Here is an 18,506-nt window from a genome sequence, read left to right as displayed (position 1 = left end):
CTCTGTTCCAGCCTGTCATTGCGAGCGCAGCGAAGCAATTTCCCATAGATTTACACCCAACTCAAAAGATTGCCGCGCTGCGCTCGCAATGACGGGATGGTGTAAACGCTGCCACGAAGTATCCTGCACCGGTTTATCTGCCTTTTCCGATACGTCGGTGCAGCCGAGCATCGCAGCGGAACGCGGAAGAAGAGAGCCCTTGTCTGAGCGGTTTCGAAGAAACCGCGAGTTTGGGCGAACGCCGCGTTACGCGAGAAGCGCAGGGAACCCGCGTAGCGGGCAAGCCGTTGGATCGGAAAAGGCAGATAAACCGGTGCTTAACACCCCGAGTTTCAGTCATCCAGTGGCGGCATTCCCGTGGTGTTGTAACCCGCATCGACATAGGTCACTTCGCCGGTGATGCCGGATGCCAGGTCGGAACAGAGGAAAGCGGCTGCATTGCCGACTTCGTCAATGGTGACATTCTTGCGGAGTGGTGAGGTGCGCTCCATCAGATCCAGCATCTTGCGGAAGTTGCTGATGCCGGCGGCGGCCAGTGTCTTGATCGGGCCGGCCGAGATAGCGTTAACGCGAATACCGTCAGGGCCAAGGCTCTGTGCCATATAGCGCACGTTGGCCTCCAGACTGGCCTTGGCGAGGCCCATGACATTGTAGTTGGGCATGGCCTTCTCGGCGCCGTAGTAGCTCAGGGTCAGCAGTGAGCCGTCGCGGCCTTCCATCATCCGGCAGCCTGCCTTGGCCAGTGCGGAGAAGCTGTAGGAGCTGATTTCGTGGGCAACGCGGAAGCCTTCGCGGCTGACGGATTCAAGGTAATCACCTTCCAGTTCGGCGCGCGGTGCAAAGGCGACGGAGTGAACAATGATGTCCAGGTGGTCCCAGTAGTCGTCGAGGTGGTCGAATACCGCGTCGATCTGTTCGTCATCGGAGACGTCGCAGGGGACGATGATTTCGGTGCCGCATTCGCCGGCCATTTTTTCCACCCGGTCGCGCAGCTTGTCATTCTGGTAGGTAAAGGCGAGTTCAGCGCCTTCGCGTTGCATGGCTTTGGCGATGCCCCAGGCAATCGACCGGTTGCTGGCGAGTCCAACGATAAGCGCACGTTTGCCGGTTAGAAATCCCATGGCTGCTTTTGACCTCTGTCTGATAGTTTGGTGGCGCTAAGGTACCGGAAAAACGCGGCGACGGGAAGTCCTGTGAAAGCCCGCCCGTGCCCCCTATAATGCGGGCTCATGCATGCGCCACACACGCGGTTCAACAGGCTGGACGGGTTTCTCAGGGGGCTGGGATGGTTCCTTGTCAGTATTGTCGTTACAGCCTGCGGTGAGCAGCCGTGGAACAGCCCCTATCCGCCGGACCAGGCAGGCCAGAATATTCTTTATTCCTCGTTCAATGCGCGGCCCAAGCACCTGGACCCGGCGCAGTCCTACAGCTCCAACGAAGTGGTGTTTACCGGGCAGATCTACGAGCCGCCGCTGCAGTACCATTTCCTCAAGCGTCCCTATCAGCTGGAACCGCTGACGGTCACGCACATGCCGGAGCCGTATTACCTGGACGAGCAGGGCGAACGCCTGGCCGACGATGCACCGGACAGCGCTATCGCGTTCAGTGTCTACGATATCGAAATCAGGCCGGGTATCCTGTACCAGCCGCACCCGGCCTTTGCGAAAGACGGCAGTGGTGCATATGTCTATCACAATCTCGATATCACTGAACTTGATGACATCACTACACTGGCCGATTTCCCCCTGACCGGCAGTCGCGAACTGGTGGCAGCCGATTATGTATACGAGATCAAGCGGCTGGCCCATCCGCACCTGCATTCACCGATTTTCGGCCTGATGGCCGATTACATTGTGGGTCTGAAAGAGTACGCCGTTACCCTGCGCAAGGCCGCTGATGAACAGGCCGCGGCGCAAGGGCCGGATAATGCGGGAGGCCGGGTGCCGGTGACGCTGAAGCTCGGCGATTTTCCCCTGCAAGGTGCAACGGTGCTTGATCGTTACCGTTACCGCATCACGGTACGCGGCAAGTATCCACAGTTCCGTTACTGGCTGGCCATGCCGTTTTTCGCGCCAGTACCCTGGGAAGCCGATGTGTTCTATAACCAGCCGGGCATGAAGCAACGCAATATCACCCTGGACTGGTACCCGGTCGGCACCGGGCCGTACATGTTGACGGTGAACGACCCGAACCGGCAGATGGTCATGGAACGTAACCCCAATTTTCGCGGTGAAGTCTATCCTGACAGTGGTGAACCAGAAGATATCGAGGCCGGTTTTCTGCAGGATTCAGGCCGCGAAATGCCTTTTATCGACAAAGTGATCTACAGCCTGGAAAAAGAAGCGATCCCGACCTGGAACAAGTTCCTGCAGGGCTATTACGATGCCTCCGGAGTGAGTTCAGACAGTTTCGACCAGGCCATACAGGTCAGTGGTGGTGGCGCGATTTCCCTGACACCCGAGCTGAAGGCCCGGGGCATACACCTGAATACAGCGGTTGCCACCTCGATCTATTACATGGGCTTCAACATGATCGATCCAGTGGTGGGCGGTAACAGTGAGCGTGCACGCCTGCTACGCCACGCTATCACCCTTGCAATGGACTACGAGGAATATATCTCCATCTTCGCCAACGGTCGGGGTATCCCGGCACAGAGTCCGTTGCCGCCGGGTATTTTCGGTTACCGCGAGGGCCGGGCGGGGATAAACCCCTGGCTGTATGACTGGACGCCGCAGGGTCCGCAACGCAAGTCTGTCGAGGAAGCGCGGCGCCTGCTGGCAAAGGCCGGTTACCCGGATGGCCGTGATATCAAAACCGGCAAGCCGCTGGTGCTGTACCTGGATGCCACGGGGGGAGGGCCGGACGACTCCGCGCGCCAGAACTGGGTACGCAAGCAGTTTGGCAAGCTGGATATCCAGCTGCAGATCCGCAATACCGACTACAACCGTTTCCAGGACAAGATGATCAAGGGCACGGCGCAGATTTTCCAGTGGGGGTGGAATGCCGACTACCCTGACCCGGAGAATTTCCTGTTCCTGCTCTACGGCAAGAACGCCAAGTTCAAAAAGAACGGTGAGAACGCGGCCAACTACAACAACCCGGAATACGACCGCCTGTTCGACCAGATGAAAAGCATGCCCAATGGCCCCGGGCGCCAGGCGATCATCGACCGGATGATCGATATCCTGCGCCGCGATGCACCCTGGGCGTGTGGTTTCCATCCCAAGCAGTTTGTGCTGTACCACGACTGGTATTTCAATGCCAAGCCGAACCTGATGGCCAACAATACACTGAAATATAAACGTATCGATCCACAGCTTCGCGAACAGAAACGGCGTGAGTGGAACCGGCCGGTGGTCTGGCCGCTGGGGCTGATTGGCCTGTTGCTGGTGCTCATGGTGATTCCTGCAGTGATTGGTTACAAGCGTCACGAGAACCGGCGCATGCTGGCGGAGCAGAGCTGATGCTGGCCTATATCATCCGCCGTTTGCTGTACGCGATCCCGATTCTCATCGGTGTCAACCTGATTACCTTTGTGCTGTTCTTTGTGGTCAACAGTCCTGACGACGTGGCGCGTATGCACCTCGGTATGAAGCACGTAACGCCGGAAGCAATAGAAAAATGGAAGGCTGAACACGGTTATGACCAGCCGTTGTTGTATAACCGGGATGCGCAGGGTGTCGAGCGCCTGACGGATACCATCTTTTTCGACAAGTCCGTCAAACTGTTTGCCTTCGAATTCGGTTCGTCGGATGCAGGGCGCAACATTGGTGACGATATCAGCAAGCGTATGTGGCCCAGCCTCGCCATTGCCATCCCGACGTTGTTGCTGGGTCTGCTGGTGCATATCAGCTTCGCCATGTTGCTGGCATTTTTCCGCGGCACCTACCTGGATCTGTCCGGTGTCATTCTGTGCGTGGTGCTGATGTCCATCTCCGGCCTGTTCTACATCATTGCCGGGCAATATGTGTTCAGCAAGCTGTTACACCTTGTGCCGATATCGGGCTACGAGCCGGGCTGGCAGGCATGGCGTTTTGTGCTGTTACCGGTCGTGATCGGTGTGCTCTCCGCCCTGGGCGCCAGCGGCCGCTGGTACCGCACCATTTTCCTGGAAGAGATCGGCCGTGACTATGTGCGCACCGCGCGCGCCAAGGGCCTGCCGGAGCTGAAGCTGCTGTTCACCCACGTGCTGAAGAATGCCATGGTGCCGATCCTCACCGGCGTGGTCGTGGTGTTGCCGTTGCTGTTCATGGGCAGCCTGATCATGGAATCCTTCTTCGGTATTCCCGGCCTCGGCAGCTACACCATCGAAGCTATCCAGAAGCAGGACTTCGCTATTGTGCGCGCGATGGTGTTCCTTGGTTCAGTGCTGTACATCATCGGCCTGCTGCTCACCGACCTGTCCTATACCCTGGTTGACCCGAGGATACGCCTGTCATGATCAAGCCGGTGATCCTCTGGACAGACGCACTGGTGTTCCTGCTGGTGGTGATTGTCATTGCCTTCGTTGTCTATGCGCGGCGCCACGAACACCTGCGTGCACCCTGGCGGGAAGTCGTTAAAGGACGTATCGCCGTTGCTTCGCTGGTGGTGCTGGCTTTCTACACATTGACCGGTCTGCTCGATTCGGTGCACTACCGCAAGGCCCTGCCCATGCAAAACGGCCAGGTCGAGGTGCAGTATGCCGGTGAGGTGGTCAGCCTGCTGGATGACCTGCTGGGCAATGTCGGGACGCAGGTCGAGAAGACCTATTCCGCGCCTTTCGCGACGACGTTATATACCCGGGAAACCGTGATAGACGAGCACGGTGTGCAACAGCGGATTTTCCCACGCCTGAAATACGGGGGGGCACATCTCGAAGATCCGCAACGGGATCGTGCCGCCGACATCACCAGCCGTTTCCTGACAGCGACCTGGCAGAGTGTGCTGGTGATGTTGCTACTGGCCCTGTTGTTGTCGCTGCGCCTGGGTCGGCGCTGGCACTGTTCCACGAAGGAGGCCATGCAGCGTATCCTGCGTGGGAACACACCGGTGCCCTGGCGCACCGCATTGTTCATGGTGTTTCTGTTCGTGTTACTCGCCGCGCTCATCGTCAACCTCGCCAGTGCCTGGCATGTGCTCGGCACCGACAAGGTGGGCAAGGATGTACTCTACCAGACTATAAAGAGTATCCGTACCGGCCTGGTCATCGGTACGCTCACCACACTGGTGATGCTGCCGTTTGCCGTGTTCCTCGGCATGATGGCCGGTTACTTCCGTGGCTGGGTCGACGATGTCATCCAGTACCTGTATACCACGTTGAACTCTATTCCCGGGGTGCTGCTGATTGCCGCGTCCGTACTGATGATGCAGGTCTATATCGATACGCACCCGGAACTGTTTGAAACCATGGCCGAGCGCGCCGACCTGCGCCTGTTATTCCTGTGTCTGATCCTGGGCATTACCAGCTGGACCGGCCTGTGCCGGTTGTTGCGCGGCGAAACACTCAAACTGCGCGAACTGGATTATGTGCAGGCAGCCAACGCATTCGGTGTATCGCGGCTGGTGATCATGGTGCGCCACCTGTTACCGAACCTGATGCACCTGGTGCTGATTGCCGTGGTTATCGATTTCAGCGGGCTGGTGCTGGCCGAGGCGGTGTTGTCCTACGTCGGTGTCGGTGTCGACCCGACCACCATGAGCTGGGGCAATATGATCAACAGCGCACGGCTGGAAATGGCGCGCGAACCGATGGTGTGGTGGTCGCTGCTGGCGGCGTTCACTTTCATGTTTATCCTGGTGCTGGCGGCCAACCTGTTTTCCGACGCGGTACGCGATGCCTTTGACCCAAGATTGCGACGATAAGCCATGACCCACACATTGCTCGAAGTCAAAGACCTGAAAGTCCGGCTCGGTACCGGTGACAACGCGGTGCGCCCGGTGGACGGCATCAGTTTCAGTATTGCGCGCGGCGAGACCTTTGCCTTGCTGGGCGAGTCCGGGTGCGGCAAATCCATGACGGCCTTGTCGCTGTTGCGGTTGTTGCCGCAACCCGCCGGCGAGATTACCGGTGGCTCGGTGAAACTCGACGGTGAGGAACTGCTGGCACTGCCTGAGTCCGGCATGCGCCGCATACGCGGTGCGCGCATTGCCATGATCTTCCAGGAACCACAGACTTCACTCAACCCGGTCATGACCATTGGTGTGCAGATCAGCGAAAGCCTGGCGCTGCACAAGGGACTGGAAGGCGAGGCGGCGCGACAGGAAGTGATTCGTTTACTCGATGCCGTGGGTATCCCCGATGCGGCACGGCGCCATGATGAATACCCGCACCAGTTATCCGGTGGCATGAAACAGCGTGTGATGATCGCCATGGCACTGGCCGGCGACCCTGACCTGTTGATTGCCGATGAGCCGACTACCGCGCTGGATGTCACCATCCAGGCGCAGGTACTGGAACTGATCCAGAAACTGCAACGCGAACGCGGCATGGCTGTGTTACTGATTACCCACGACCTCGGCGTGGTTGCCGGTATGGCCGATCATGTGGCGGTCATGTACGCCGGCCAGATTATCGAACAGGCACCGCGCGATGCATTTTACAGAGAACCGCATCATCCCTACAGTCAGCGCTTGTTTGCCGCACTGCCCGACAGCAGTAAACGTGAGCAACGTCTTACCGTCATACCGGGCACCGTGCCACCACTCAACCAGGTGTTTCATGCCTGCCGTTTTGCCGAACGCTGCGACCGCGCCTGGGATGTTTGCCGGCAGGTTGCGCCCGACTGGTTCGATGAGGAAGGCAGGCGCGGTATGCGCTGCCACCTTGCCGATCCGACGATCAGTGTGCCGGATTCCTCCAGCCCTGCAACTGACGATGTTGTGCAGAAAACAGCGGGCGCGGCGACAGGTGCGGGTGATGAATTGCTGGAAACCCGCGATCTGAAGGTCCACTTCCCGATCCAGAAGGGCCTGTTCCGGCGTACCGTGGGCTACGTGCGCGCGGTTGATGGCATCAGTCTGTCTATTCCACGCGGTGAAACCGTGGCACTGGTCGGTGAGTCCGGCTGCGGCAAGACCACCGCCGGCAAGGGTATCCTGCAATTGCTGAAACCGACCGGTGGTTCGGTCTGTTTCGAGGGTACCGACCTGGTGACGTTACGTGGCGAAGCCCTGCGCAAACGTCGTTCCGAGTTCCAGATCATTTTCCAGGACCCGTTCTCGTCCATGAACCCGCGCATGAATATCGGCGACATTATCGAGGAAGGTATGATCGCGCAGGGTATCGGTGGCGATTCGGCACAGCGCCGGAAACGGGTTGACCAGTTGCTCGACCAGGTTGGCCTGCGCCCTGAAAACCGTACGCGCTACCCGCACCAGTTCTCGGGCGGTCAGCGCCAGCGTATCTGTATCGCACGTGCGCTGGCCGTCGAGCCCAGGCTGATTGTCTGTGATGAACCTACCAGTGCGCTGGATGTATCGGTACAGGCGCAGATCCTGAACCTGTTGAAAGATCTTCAAAGTGAACTCGGGCTTTCCTACCTGTTCATTACCCACGACCTTTCAGTGGTGTCGTACCTGGCCGACCGTGTGGCAGTGATGTACCTCGGTCGCATTGTGGAGGAGGGGGGTGTCAGCGACGTGCTGGACAATGCACAGCACCCGTATACGCAGGCGCTGTTGTCCGCCGTGCCGACACTGGACAAGGAAACGCAGAGAGAGATCATCCGCCTGGAAGGGGATTTGCCGTCGCCGGCGAATCCGCCTGCCGGCTGTCACTTCCATCCCCGTTGTCCGCAGGCGATGGAAGTCTGCCGCGGGACATATCCGCCATCTGTTCAACTGGGCGGGGGGCATTCGGCGCGGTGTTATTTGTTGGGTGACCCCGTGGACTGAATACGTCCCGCGCCACCATTCGTTTACTTCCCCCGGCCAGGGTGCAAGAATGACAGCATCTATCTGATTCAGGCATTCCGGAAAAGGACAGGAAATATGGATGTGTCATTAATCGTCTTCCTGGTTGTTGCTGCCCTGATCGTTTTTTATGTGATCGGGATATTCAATAAACTGGTTACGCTGAAGAATCGCTACCAGAACGCCTTTGCGCAGATCGAAGTGCAATTAAAGCGGCGTTACGATCTGATACCCAATCTCATCGAGACGGCGAAAGGTTACATCAAGCACGAACGTGAAACCCTGGAGGCCGTGGTTGCGGCGCGTAATACGGCGCAGAAAATGTTGTCAGACGCGGCGGCCGATCCGGGTAATGCCGAGGCGATAAAGGGCCTGAGTGGCGCCGAAGGCAAACTGGCCGGCGCTTTGATGAATTTTAATATGGTGATGGAGGCCTATCCGGATCTCAAGGCCAATCAGAATATGATGCAATTGAGTGAAGAGCTTATCTCCACCGAAAATAAAGTCTCATTCGCCCGGCAAGCTTTTAACGATCAGGTGATGGATTACAATACCTATAAACAGACCTTTCCCCCTGTGTTCTTTGCGGCACGATTCGGCCACGCGCAGGATGCTACGCTGCTGGAATTCGAAGACAGTGCTGCCATACAGGCCGCGCCAAAAGTTTCATTCTAGCCGCTGCTTTGACTTCGGCTGCCTGAAATGAATTTTTTTGAATCACAGGATCGTGTGCGTAAACACACGGCCCTGCTTGTCATCCTGTTTATTCTGGCGGTAGTCACCTTGATTATCATGACCAATCTGCTGGTTATGGTGGTGTTCGGTTATATCAACAGCCAGCAAATACAGGATGGCGGAGTGGTGCTCCGGCAAATGGACTGGCAGGCATTTTTCGCTGTCAGTGCGGGTGTTGGTGTCGTCGTACTGGCAGGCAGTCTGTACAAGATCATGGCCTTGTCAGCAGGTGGCAAGGTGGTTGCCGAAGCGTTGGGTGGGCAATTGATCCCGCGCAACAGCAATGATCTGAACCAGCGCAAACTGTTAAACGTGGTGGAGGAAATGGCCATCGCATCCGGTACGCCTGCGCCGCCGGTTTACCTGCTTGTGGATGAGCCGGGGATTAATGCCTTTGCGGCCGGTTTCTCGCCGCGCGATGCCGTCATCGGGGTTACCCGGGGGGCGATCGATCACTTGAGTCGTGACCAGCTGCAAGGCGTCATCGCCCATGAGTTCAGCCACATCTTCAATGGTGATATGCGACTCAACATCCGCTTGATGGGCGTGCTGAATGGCATCCTGGTTCTCGGCATGATCGGTTACTATATTTTGTATTCCACGTCTTATTCAAGGCGTAGCCGGAGTAGCGGTAAAAGCGCGGGCGGAATACTGGCACTGGCTATCGGGCTGATGGTCATCGGTTTTGCCGGTACATTCTTCGGTGGCCTGATCAAGGCCGCCGTGAGCCGGCAGCGGGAATATCTTGCGGATGCCTCAGCGGTTCAGTTTACCCGCAACCCGGACGGGATTGCGGGTGCGCTGAAGAGAATCGGCGGACTGGAGTCTGGTTCAAGGATTGAGAACCCCGCTGCCCCCGAAGTCAGCCACGCCTTTTTCGCCCAGGGGGTCTCGGGCTTTATGCAATCCCTGTCCGCCACGCACCCACCGCTGGCCAGGCGTATCCTGCGTATCGATCCCCGTTGGGATGGCAAGTTTGCCTCTTCCGACAAGTCCGACTCACCCCCCGGTGAAGGCGTTGCCGACAAACAGGAGACCATGACGCGCGAGGAACTCGCGCAAAAGGTCGCTACTGTCGTTACCGGTGCTGCAATGGCCGATGTCGCGAATGCAATTGATCAAATTGGCAACCCCAAACAGGAAACAATCAACCATGCCCGTTCGCTGATATCAGGATTACCCTCAGTCATCAAAGAGGCTGCCCGTGAGCCCTATGGGGCCAGGGCTGTCATCTATGTCATGGTGCTGAACAAGGAGCAGGATGTTCGCGCCGGGCAATTGAAACAACTACAGGAATATGCCGATCCGGATGTCTATGCATTAACACTGAAACTGATGCCGGAGCTGGATGATCTGGATATTCAATACCGTTTGCCCACCATCAATATCGCTGTACCGGCGCTGAAACAGCTATCAATCGGCCAGTACAAATCCTTCAAGGAAAATCTGGTCGCGTTAATTGAAATGGATAACAGGGTCGAGCTGCTGGAATGGTCGTTGCAGAAAATCCTGTTCAATCATCTTGATGCACATTTCTTCAAACTGACACCGGCGAAAGCCCGCTATGCCCGGCTCGGACCGCTAAAAAGGGAAATCGAACTGATTCTGTCGGTTATGGCCCATGCGGGGCATCAGGATAAAAACAATATTGAGGAAGCATTTGCTGCTGCAACAAAAATGCTGGATTTCGACGGGCTTGAACTCGTGGCAAAAAATAAAATCAGTCTTTCAGATCTGGATCGTTGTCTGCAAAAACTGGCAAAGCTGAAACCCCTGGTCAAGCCACAGCTGCTGAAGGCCTGTGCCGCCAGTGTCATACACGATCAGAAAATATCGCCCGTTGAAATTGAATTGCTGCGTGCATTTTCGGATGTCCTCGATTGCCCCATGCCGCCGATTGTTTTACAGCGTCCTGCACTACCCCCTAACCCTCTCAAATAGTAGGGTAAAGCTGATCCTAAACCTTGCAGCCTCCACCAAAGTGCATGCTAAACTGCGCGACGTAAAGTTTACGGGACAGGAAAAAGAATCATGAGCCAACAGTCATTTCACCCGCCGGTGCGCACCCTGATGGGCCCCGGCCCGTCCGATGTCAATCCACGTGTTCTCGAAGCTATGTCGCGGCCGACCATCGGCCATCTCGACCCGATGTTTGTTGCCCTGATGGATGAAATGAAGGTGTTGTTGCGGTATGCCTTCCAGACAGATTATGAGCTGACCATGCCGGTTTCCGCACCGGGTTCAGCGGGCATGGAAACCTGCTTCGTCAATCTCGTCGAGCCGGGTGACACGGTGCTGGTGTGTCAGAACGGTGTGTTCGGCGGTCGCATGAAAGAAAATGTCGAACGCTGTGGCGCAACCCCGGTGATGGTGGAAGACGAATGGGGCAAGCCGGTTGATCCGAACAAGGTTGAGGAAGCGCTGAAGGCCAACCCGGACATTCGTCTGGTGGCTTTTGTGCATGCTGAAACGTCGACCGGTGCAATTTCCGATGCGAAGACGCTGGCTGAAATCGCCCATCGCCACGATTGCCTGATTATTGCGGACTGTGTGACATCGCTGGGTGGTTCTCCACTGATGGTTTCCGAATGGGGCCTGGATGCCGTGTACTCCGGTACACAAAAGTGTCTGTCCTGCACACCGGGCCTGTCTCCGGTGACATTCAGCGATGCAGCCGTGGAGCGTATCAAGAACCGCAAGACCACGGTGCAGAGCTGGTTTATGGACCTGAACCTGGTACTGGGTTACTGGGGTGGCGGGGCGAAGCGTGCCTATCACCACACGGCGCCGATCAATGCGTTGTATGGGCTGCACGAGGCACTGGTTATCCTCAAGGAAGAAGGCATCGAGAATGCCTGTCAGCGTCATCAGTATAACCATACTGCGCTACGTGCCGGTATCGAGGCAATGGGGCTGTCATTTGTCGTTGACGAAGCACATCGTCTGCCGCAGTTGAACTCGGTGACGATTCCGGAAGGTGTCGATGAGGCAGTGGTGCGCTCACGTCTGCTGAATGAATACAGCCTGGAAATCGGCGCCGGGCTTGGTCCGCTGGCCGGAAAGATCTGGCGGATTGGTCTGATGGGCTTTGCGAGCAACCAGAAGAATGTGCTGTTGTGTCTGGGTGCGCTGGATGCCGTGCTGGCGGATATGAAAGCGCCGATTGAATCCGGTGTGGCAGTTGAGGCGGCGATGAAGGTGTTTGCTGCCTGAGTGAACTCGTCATTCCGGCGCATGCCGGAATTCAGACGAAATCAGCCATAGAAAAAGCCCGCCTCCCGATCAACAGGAGGCGGGCTTTTTTCATTTGGGTTACGGCTTGCCGGTATCGCTTGCCGCGGGTTCCGCCTGCTTTGTTTCAGTCTCTGCTGGTGCAGTTTCTTCCGCAGGCTTGTCTGCGCCTGCCGCGTTATCAGCCGGGGCTGCATTATCATGATCGTGGCCGGCATGTTCATCGGTTGTTGCCGGTGCAGGCGCCGGTGTCGTGGCGACCTCCATTATTTTGATATCAGCCTTGCCGCGCAGCCCCTGGATGTAATCCTGCACACGCTGGTTACGCACCATCATTTGCAGCTGGGGCTTGACCTGTTCGAAAGGTGGCGGTGTGGTTTCACGCGTATCTTCCAGCTGGATGATGTGCCAGCCAAACTGGGTCTTGACCGGTTCCTTTGTGTAGGCGCCTTTTTCCATGCCGACGACGGCATCGCTGAACGGCTTGACCATGGACTTGGGTGCGAACCAGCCAAGATCACCACCGCTCTTGCCGGATGGGCCGGTGGAGTGCTTCTTTGCCAGTTCGGCAAAGTCAGCGCCCTTGTCGAGTTCGGCGATCAGGCTTTCGGCCTTTTCCTTGCTGTCGACCAGGATGTGGCGGGCCTTGTATTCATTTCCGCCCTGGGTTTTCTCGTCGTACAGGGCCTTGAGTTCTTCATCGGTAATCGGGTTCTTCTCCAGCTGCTTCTGGAACGCGGCCGAGGCGATAACGGCGCGACGCTGCTGTTCGATCTGGGCCTGGATTTCAGGTGTCTTGTCGACACCCTGGGCTTCACCGTCCTGGCGGACCAGTTCCAGGCTGATGATTTCCTCGAGTATGGCCTTGCGGTTCTGGTTGGCCGGGTTACCGGGTGCGCGGCTCTGACGCTGCTGCTGGTAAAGTGTCACGGTATTTTCCGTGATGGGTACACCATTCACAATAGCCAGCACCTTGCTGTCATCTGTGGCTACGGCTGATGCGCCACCTGCCTTGTCGTTGTTGGCAGCCTTGTCGGCCGGTTTTTCGCAAGCGGTTAATGTGCCGGCCAGTGCCAGCGCAAGCGTCAGGTAACGGAGTTTCATGGTTTCTTCCTTGTCGTGGTGTTATTTCAGGATGTGGTTTCAGACGGTGTTGACGCCTTGATGCTGAGGGCGTGAATTTCAGTATGCATTATATCGTCCACAGCGTCGTAGACGAGGCGGTGACGCTGGATCAGCGACTTTCCTTCAAATGCATCCGAGACGATTTCAACGTCAAAGTGACCGGCGCCGCCGGCGCTGGCGTGGCCAACGTGCTTGTGGCTTTCGTCCTGGATATTCAGGTGTTGCGGCGAGAAGGTCTTTTCCAGTCGCTCGCGGATCATGGTGACGCGTTCAGTTGTCATTCAGGGTAGAACCTTTTTGAAGGGTTTGACGGAAATGTTTTCATAAACGCCAGCGCTGACATAGGGGTCGGCATCGGCCCACTGGCGGGCTTCAATGAGAGAATCGAATTCAGCCACCACCAGGCTGCCGGTGAAACCGGCTTTACCCGGGTCTTCGCTGTCGATTGCAGGATGCGGGCCGGCAAGGATCAGCCGGCCTTCATTTTTCAGTGCCTGCAGGCGCTCCACGTGTGCCGGTCGAGCCGCGAGTCGCTGCTCCAGCGTGCCGGGCCTGTCCTGGCTGATAAAGGCGTACAGCATCAGGATTCTTCTCCGGGTTTTTCCTCAATCATGTAGCGCGCGAGATAAAAACCCTGCCCGATGATGAAGGCGAAGGTGATGCCGAGCATGCCGAACTATTTGACATTGACCCAGGTCTCTTCCGAGTAGCTATAGGCGACATACAGGTTCAGCAACCCGATACTGATGAAGAACGTGATCCACATCCAGCTGAGTCGCAGCCATACCGGCTGCGGTGCATCGATGGCGTGTTTCATCATGCGCTCCACGATCGGCTTGTCTCCGATCCAGTGGCTGCCAAGGAAAACGGCCGCAAACAGCCAGTTGACCACGCTGGGTTTCCATTTAATGAAGACCGGGTCGCGCAGCAACAGGGTCAGGCCGCCAAAGAACAGCAGCAGCGCAAAGGTGATCAGGTGCATTTTTTCGAAGCGGCGGTAGCGTAGCCAGAAGGCCAGTGTCTGCACCGCGGCGGCGGCAATTGCGACGGCGGTTGCCGTGTAGATATCCCCCAGCTTGTAGGCAATAAAAAACAGCAGAATGGGGAAGAAATCGTAAAGGAACTTCATGGTAACGTTGGTGCTCTCATGTGCGGGCGAATGTAGCGGCTGTCAGTGCAGCGTCCGGTCAGTGCTCCATTTGCGGTAATAGCGATCCATGACTTCGCGGACATGGGGCGGGTAGTTTAACAAGTCCATCTGTTCCATGCCTTCGGAAAAGAACTTCGATGCGTCCTGCGGAAGGTGGGTGACCAGCGACTGAAAGGCAACGTCCATGGCTTCCGGCTGGTGTGTGCGTGTCGCGACGATGGCGCGGTTCATTTGTAATACGCGCCACGGCCGCCCCGGGTTGGTCTTTTCCAGGTCGTTGCGGATGATATCGTCGGTGCTGTCGAGCACTTCACCCATGGCCTGGTATAACGTCAGCAATTCGTCCGGGTTCCGGGTGGTGTTGGCCTGTTGCGCAAGCGCATCGACAACCGGTTCCAGCAGCTGGATTTTCCCGCCATGGTGGCCGATCCAGCGCGCCAGGCTAATGATGTGTATTTGCAAATTCCCGTGTGCCTCGGGGAGTCTGAGTCGACTGGCCCATTCCAGTGTTTCCTCGAACAGCCCCAGCGCATATTCGCCGAGTTCTGTGACAGCGCCCGTGCCGGGCGGGTTCCCGCTGCGCGTGTCGTATTCGGTGCGCCGCATGGCGTCAAACAGCTGTTTGAAGGCTTCAATCAGCAGCGGCGGCGTGGCGCCTTCCCCCTTCTCCTGCGGTTCCAGCAACTGATAGCTGTCGAGCAGTTCGGCAAGGTCGGAGGACAGCCCCTCGTGGAGGTTGGCCAGTGTCGGTTCGGGTAAAGACATAGCCTTACATCATACCGGATTGGCACGATTTACGCAGGGGGAAGCGCTGGCCGCGACGCTCCGGTACAATAGGCCGGATGGACGTTTGCTACGATTTACACAGCCATTCAACAGCTTCTGATGGTACCCTGGACCCGACAGTGCTGCTGGAGCGGGCCAGAAGCGCTGGCGTGGATGTGCTGGCGCTGACCGATCACGACACGCTGGCCGGCCTTGCCGAGGCGAAAGCGGCGGCGCGTGCGGCCGGATTATCCCTGATACCTGGTGTGGAAATATCCGTCAGCTGGCGGCATATGACCCTTCACATACTGGGGCTGAACGTCAGTCCGGCGCATCAGCCATTGCGTGACGGGCTGGCCAGCCTGCAGGACTACCGCGTCTGGCGTGCCGAGGAAATTGCCCGCAAGCTGGAGAAGAGTGGTATCGCCGGCGCCCTGAAGGGGGCACAGAGGCACTGCAAGGGCAGTATTCTCAGTCGTACCCATTTTGCGCATTTTCTGGTCGAAGCCGGCCGGGCGCCTTCCATACGTGATGTTTTCAAACATTACCTGGTACGTGGCAAGCCGGGCTTTGTCGGCGGGCAGTGGGCGTCGATGGAAGATGCATTGCGCTGGATCATTGATGCCGGCGGTCTGCCGGTGATTGCGCACCCCGCGCGTTACGGGCTGACGCGCACTAAACTCAACCGGCTGGTGAGTGAGTTCCAGGAAGCCGGCGGGGTGGGCATCGAAGTCGTATCCGGCAGTCATTCGCGCGACGAAACCCTGCACATGGCGGCGGTGGCGAGAACCCATGGCCTGTTTGCCTCCTGCGGTTCCGATTACCACGGCCCGGAAAAGCCCTGGGTAGAGCTGGGCCGTCTGCGCGACCTGCCGGACGGTTGCACACCGATCTGGCAGGCCGATAGCTGGCCGGCAGCCGCATGAGCCAGTTATTCCACATTCACCCGGACAATCCACAACCGCGATTGATCCGGCAGGCGGCGCAGATCATCAACGAGGGCGGGGTGGTCGCGTTACCCACGGACTCCTGTTACGCGCTGGTCTGTCACCTCGACGACAAGACGGCCGTGGAACGGATTCAGCGCATTCGCCATCTCGACAAAAAGCATAACTTCACACTGTTGTGCCGCGACCTGTCGGAGATCGCCAACTACGCGCGTGTCAGTAACTACGCCTACCGCTTTCTCAAGTCGCATACCCCCGGCCCATACACCTTTATCCTGCGCGCTACCGCTGTGGTGCCGAAACGCCTGCAACACAAAAAACGCAAGACGGTCGGTATCCGCGTTCCGGAGCACAATGTGACGACCGCGTTGCTGGCCGAGCTTGGACAACCGGTCATGAGCGTGACGCTCATATTGCCCGACAGCGACTTCCCCGAAACCGACGCCGGGGATATCCGGCAAAAACTCGAACACCAGCTTGATCTGGTGATCGATGGCGGGCATTGTGGCATCGAACCCACCACGGTGGTCGATCTGACCGGCGATGTGCCCGAAGTGACCCGCTACGGTAAAGGGCTGGTTGAGGAATTTTCCTGAGATGTTACAAACGATTTTTACCCAGGACCTGACGCTGGTGCAGCAGATCAGCGCCTGGCTGTTACCGGTGTTGCTCGCCATCACCGTGCACGAAGTGGCGCACGGCTGGGTCGCGCGTCTGTTCGGCGATCATACCGCCGAGATGCTGGGCCGCCTGTCGCTCAACCCGCTGCGTCATGTCGATCCGGTCGGTACCATCCTGGTGCCCGGGCTGATGCTGCTGTTGCCCGGCGGCTTCGTGTTCGGCTGGGCCAGGCCGGTGCCGGTCGACTGGCGCAACCTGCGTCGTCCCAAACAGGACATGGTGTGGGTGGCCGCCGCCGGGCCGGCAGTCAACCTGGTGATGGCAGTTGGCTGGGCGCTGGTTGCGCGGGTTGCGCAGGGGCTGCCGGCGGATAGCAGTATGGCCCTGCCGTTATTGCTGATGGGCGTGGCCGGTATGATGATCAATACCATTCTTGCCGTATTGAACATGTTGCCACTGCCGCCGCTGGACGGTGGCCGGGTACTGACCGGCCTGTTGCCGACGCGCTATGCCATACCTTTTTCACGTATCGAGCCCTACGGGTTCTGGATACTGATCGCGTTATTGATGACAGGGTCGCTGGGCTGGTTGATGCGACCGATAATGAACCTGATTCTGGGTCTCCTGGTATCGACCTCCGGCATGCGCGCGTGGGACTTCCAGCGCCTGCTGGGTGCGTTGATGTCATGAACACCGAACCATTGAGGAGCTGATCGACCTTGGCAAGCGCAACTGATAACCGGGTACTGTCCGGCATGCGACCGACCGGCCGCCTGCACCTTGGCCACTACCACGGCGTACTGAGAAACTGGGTGAACCTGCAACACGAGTACGACTGCTACTTTTTTGTTGCCGACTGGCACGCCCTGACTACCCACTATGAAGATTCGCATATCATCAGCGAAAGCGTGCTGGACATGGTCATCGACTGGTTGGCCGCCGGTGTCAACCCGGCCAGTGCCAAACTGTTCGTGCAGTCCGACGTGCCGCAGCATGCCGAGCTGCATTTATTGCTGTCCATGATCACGCCACTGGGCTGGCTGGAGCGCGTGCCCAGTTACAAGGACCAGCAGGAAAAACTGCGCGAACGCGATCTTGCCACCTATGGCTTTCTCGGTTATCCCTTGCTGCAAAGCGCCGATATCCTGGTCTACCGCGCCGGCGCCGTACCGGTGGGTGAGGACCAGGTGGCACATGTCGAACTCACGCGCGAAGTGGCGCGCCGTTTCAATCATCTCTATGGTCGCGAGCCGGGTTTCGAAGACAAGGCCGATGCCGCGATTAAAAAAATGGGCAAGAAAAATGCGAAGCTGTACCGCGAACTGCGCAAGCGATACCAGGAGCAGGGCGATACCGAGGCACTGGAAACCGGCCGCGCGCTGCTCGAAAGCCAGGGCAACCTGGCGATGGGCGATCGCGAACGGCTGTACGGTTATCTCGAAGGCGGTGGTCGCATCATCCTGCCCGAGCCACAGGCACTGTTGACACAGGCCTCGAAAATGCCGGGGCTGGACGGACAGAAAATGTCCAAGTCCTACGGCAATACCATTGCCCTGCGCGACGACCCGGACGAGGTGGAAAAGAAACTGCGCACCATGCCCACCGACCCGGCGCGCGTGCGGCGTGACGACCCGGGTAACCCGGACAAGTGCCCGGTGTTTCAGCTGCACCAGGTATACTCGGATGAGAACCGCCTGCAGTGGGTACGCGAGGGTTGCACCTCGGCCGGTATCGGCTGCCTGGACTGCAAGCAGCCGATCATCGACGCAGTGCGCAGCGAACTGGCGCCGATCCGCGAGCGCGCCCGTGAATTCGAGGAAGATCCGCAGCTGGTGCGCAACATTCTGCGCGAGGGGGGTGAGGCCGCACGCGATACCGCCGAAGAGACAATGGCTGAAGTAAGAGCCGCAATTGGCTTGAATTACTAGGTTTTTCAGGTCAGCACCCCGTCATTGCAGGTTTTCAATGGGGTCAGACTCGATTGATCTCGTCAATGCCACAGACTGACGTGTCAGCCGTGATCAATCGAGTCTGACCCC

General features: G+C 57.9%; 16 protein-coding genes and 1 pseudogene. 11 read left to right on the top strand and 6 right to left on the bottom strand.

Going from position 1 to position 18,506, the window contains the following annotated elements:
- Positions 1 to 332: 332 nt before the first annotated feature.
- On the bottom strand, positions 333 to 1,121 hold the full coding sequence (locus ACW81B_RS11595) for an enoyl-ACP reductase FabI (RefSeq protein ID WP_491580385.1): 789 nt from the start codon (positions 1,119 to 1,121) through the stop codon (positions 333 to 335).
- 108 nt (positions 1,122 to 1,229) lie between these two features.
- Here ACW81B_RS11595 and ACW81B_RS11590 point away from each other — a divergent pair, with 108 nt between their 5' ends.
- From ACW81B_RS11590 to ACW81B_RS11560, 7 genes are all read left to right on the top strand, one after another.
- On the top strand, positions 1,230 to 3,464 hold the full coding sequence (locus ACW81B_RS11590; protein WP_491580384.1) for an ABC transporter substrate-binding protein: 2,235 nt from the start codon (positions 1,230 to 1,232) through the stop codon (positions 3,462 to 3,464).
- Positions 3,464 to 4,441 carry an ABC transporter permease gene (locus tag ACW81B_RS11585; protein WP_491580383.1) on the top strand — a complete coding sequence of 326 codons (978 nt, stop codon included), beginning with the start codon at positions 3,464 to 3,466 and terminating at the stop codon, positions 4,439 to 4,441. Before ACW81B_RS11590 ends, ACW81B_RS11585 begins: the two co-directional genes overlap by 1 nt.
- Positions 4,438 to 5,844, top strand: a complete 1,407-nt coding sequence (locus ACW81B_RS11580) for an ABC transporter permease (protein WP_491580382.1) — start codon at positions 4,438 to 4,440, stop codon at positions 5,842 to 5,844. The genes ACW81B_RS11585 and ACW81B_RS11580 overlap by 4 nt, the downstream gene beginning before the upstream one ends.
- A gap of 3 nt (positions 5,845 to 5,847) precedes the next feature.
- Complete coding sequence (locus tag ACW81B_RS11575) at positions 5,848 to 7,875, top strand: ABC transporter ATP-binding protein (protein ID WP_491580381.1); 2,028 nt, start codon at positions 5,848 to 5,850, stop codon at positions 7,873 to 7,875.
- Positions 7,876 to 7,971: 96 nt separating this feature from the next.
- Positions 7,972 to 8,568, top strand: coding sequence for a LemA family protein (locus tag ACW81B_RS11570; RefSeq protein WP_491580380.1), 597 nt, complete (start codon positions 7,972 to 7,974; stop codon positions 8,566 to 8,568).
- 27 nt (positions 8,569 to 8,595) lie between these two features.
- Entirely contained in the window at positions 8,596 to 10,569 is a 1,974-nt protein-coding gene (locus tag ACW81B_RS11565; protein ID WP_491580379.1) for a M48 family metallopeptidase, read from the top strand.
- Positions 10,570 to 10,659: 90 nt separating this feature from the next.
- Positions 10,660 to 11,841, top strand: a complete 1,182-nt coding sequence (locus ACW81B_RS11560; RefSeq protein WP_491580378.1) for a pyridoxal-phosphate-dependent aminotransferase family protein — start codon at positions 10,660 to 10,662, stop codon at positions 11,839 to 11,841.
- A gap of 99 nt (positions 11,842 to 11,940) precedes the next feature.
- On the opposite strand, the gene ACW81B_RS11555 is transcribed toward ACW81B_RS11560, so the two are convergent.
- The 5 genes and pseudogenes from ACW81B_RS11555 to ACW81B_RS11535 form a co-directional block, all read right to left on the bottom strand.
- Positions 11,941 to 12,963 (bottom strand): peptidylprolyl isomerase, encoded by a 1,023-nt coding sequence (locus tag ACW81B_RS11555; RefSeq protein ID WP_491580377.1) that lies wholly within the window; start codon positions 12,961 to 12,963, stop codon positions 11,941 to 11,943.
- Positions 12,964 to 12,989: 26 nt separating this feature from the next.
- Positions 12,990 to 13,265 (bottom strand): BolA family protein, encoded by a 276-nt coding sequence (locus ACW81B_RS11550; RefSeq protein WP_491580376.1) that lies wholly within the window; start codon positions 13,263 to 13,265, stop codon positions 12,990 to 12,992.
- Positions 13,266 to 13,565: a YciI family protein gene (locus ACW81B_RS11545; protein ID WP_491580375.1), complete on the bottom strand. Its 300-nt coding sequence runs from the start codon at positions 13,563 to 13,565 to the stop codon at positions 13,266 to 13,268. It lies immediately after the preceding gene.
- Positions 13,565 to 14,113 (bottom strand): annotated as a pseudogene (locus tag ACW81B_RS11540) (septation protein A). The gene ACW81B_RS11545 and the pseudogene ACW81B_RS11540 overlap by 1 nt, the downstream one beginning before the upstream one ends.
- Before the next feature lie 42 nt (positions 14,114 to 14,155).
- Positions 14,156 to 14,899 (bottom strand): hypothetical protein, encoded by a 744-nt coding sequence (locus tag ACW81B_RS11535; RefSeq protein ID WP_491580374.1) that lies wholly within the window; start codon positions 14,897 to 14,899, stop codon positions 14,156 to 14,158.
- 77 nt (positions 14,900 to 14,976) lie between these two features.
- Here ACW81B_RS11535 and ACW81B_RS11530 point away from each other — a divergent pair, with 77 nt between their 5' ends.
- Genes ACW81B_RS11530 through ACW81B_RS11515 form a run of 4 tightly spaced genes read left to right on the top strand, consistent with a single transcriptional unit; the run spans position 14,977 to position 18,395 of the window.
- Entirely contained in the window at positions 14,977 to 15,825 is an 849-nt protein-coding gene (locus tag ACW81B_RS11530) for a PHP domain-containing protein (RefSeq protein WP_491580373.1), read from the top strand.
- Positions 15,822 to 16,442, top strand: coding sequence for an L-threonylcarbamoyladenylate synthase (locus ACW81B_RS11525; RefSeq protein ID WP_491580372.1), 621 nt, complete (start codon positions 15,822 to 15,824; stop codon positions 16,440 to 16,442). Before ACW81B_RS11530 ends, ACW81B_RS11525 begins: the two co-directional genes overlap by 4 nt.
- Position 16,443: 1 nt before the next feature.
- A complete protein-coding gene (locus ACW81B_RS11520) occupies positions 16,444 to 17,157 on the top strand; it encodes a site-2 protease family protein (protein ID WP_491580371.1) in 714 nt (237 codons plus the stop codon).
- Between the two features lie 29 nt (positions 17,158 to 17,186).
- Positions 17,187 to 18,395, top strand: a complete 1,209-nt coding sequence (locus ACW81B_RS11515) for a tryptophan--tRNA ligase (RefSeq protein WP_491580370.1) — start codon at positions 17,187 to 17,189, stop codon at positions 18,393 to 18,395.
- Positions 18,396 to 18,506 lie beyond the last annotated feature (111 nt).

The sequence above is a fragment of the Thiogranum sp. genome (assembly GCF_058323355.1).
Note: the sequence above shows the minus strand (reverse complement) of the source record. Positions and strands in the feature narration are given on the sequence as shown.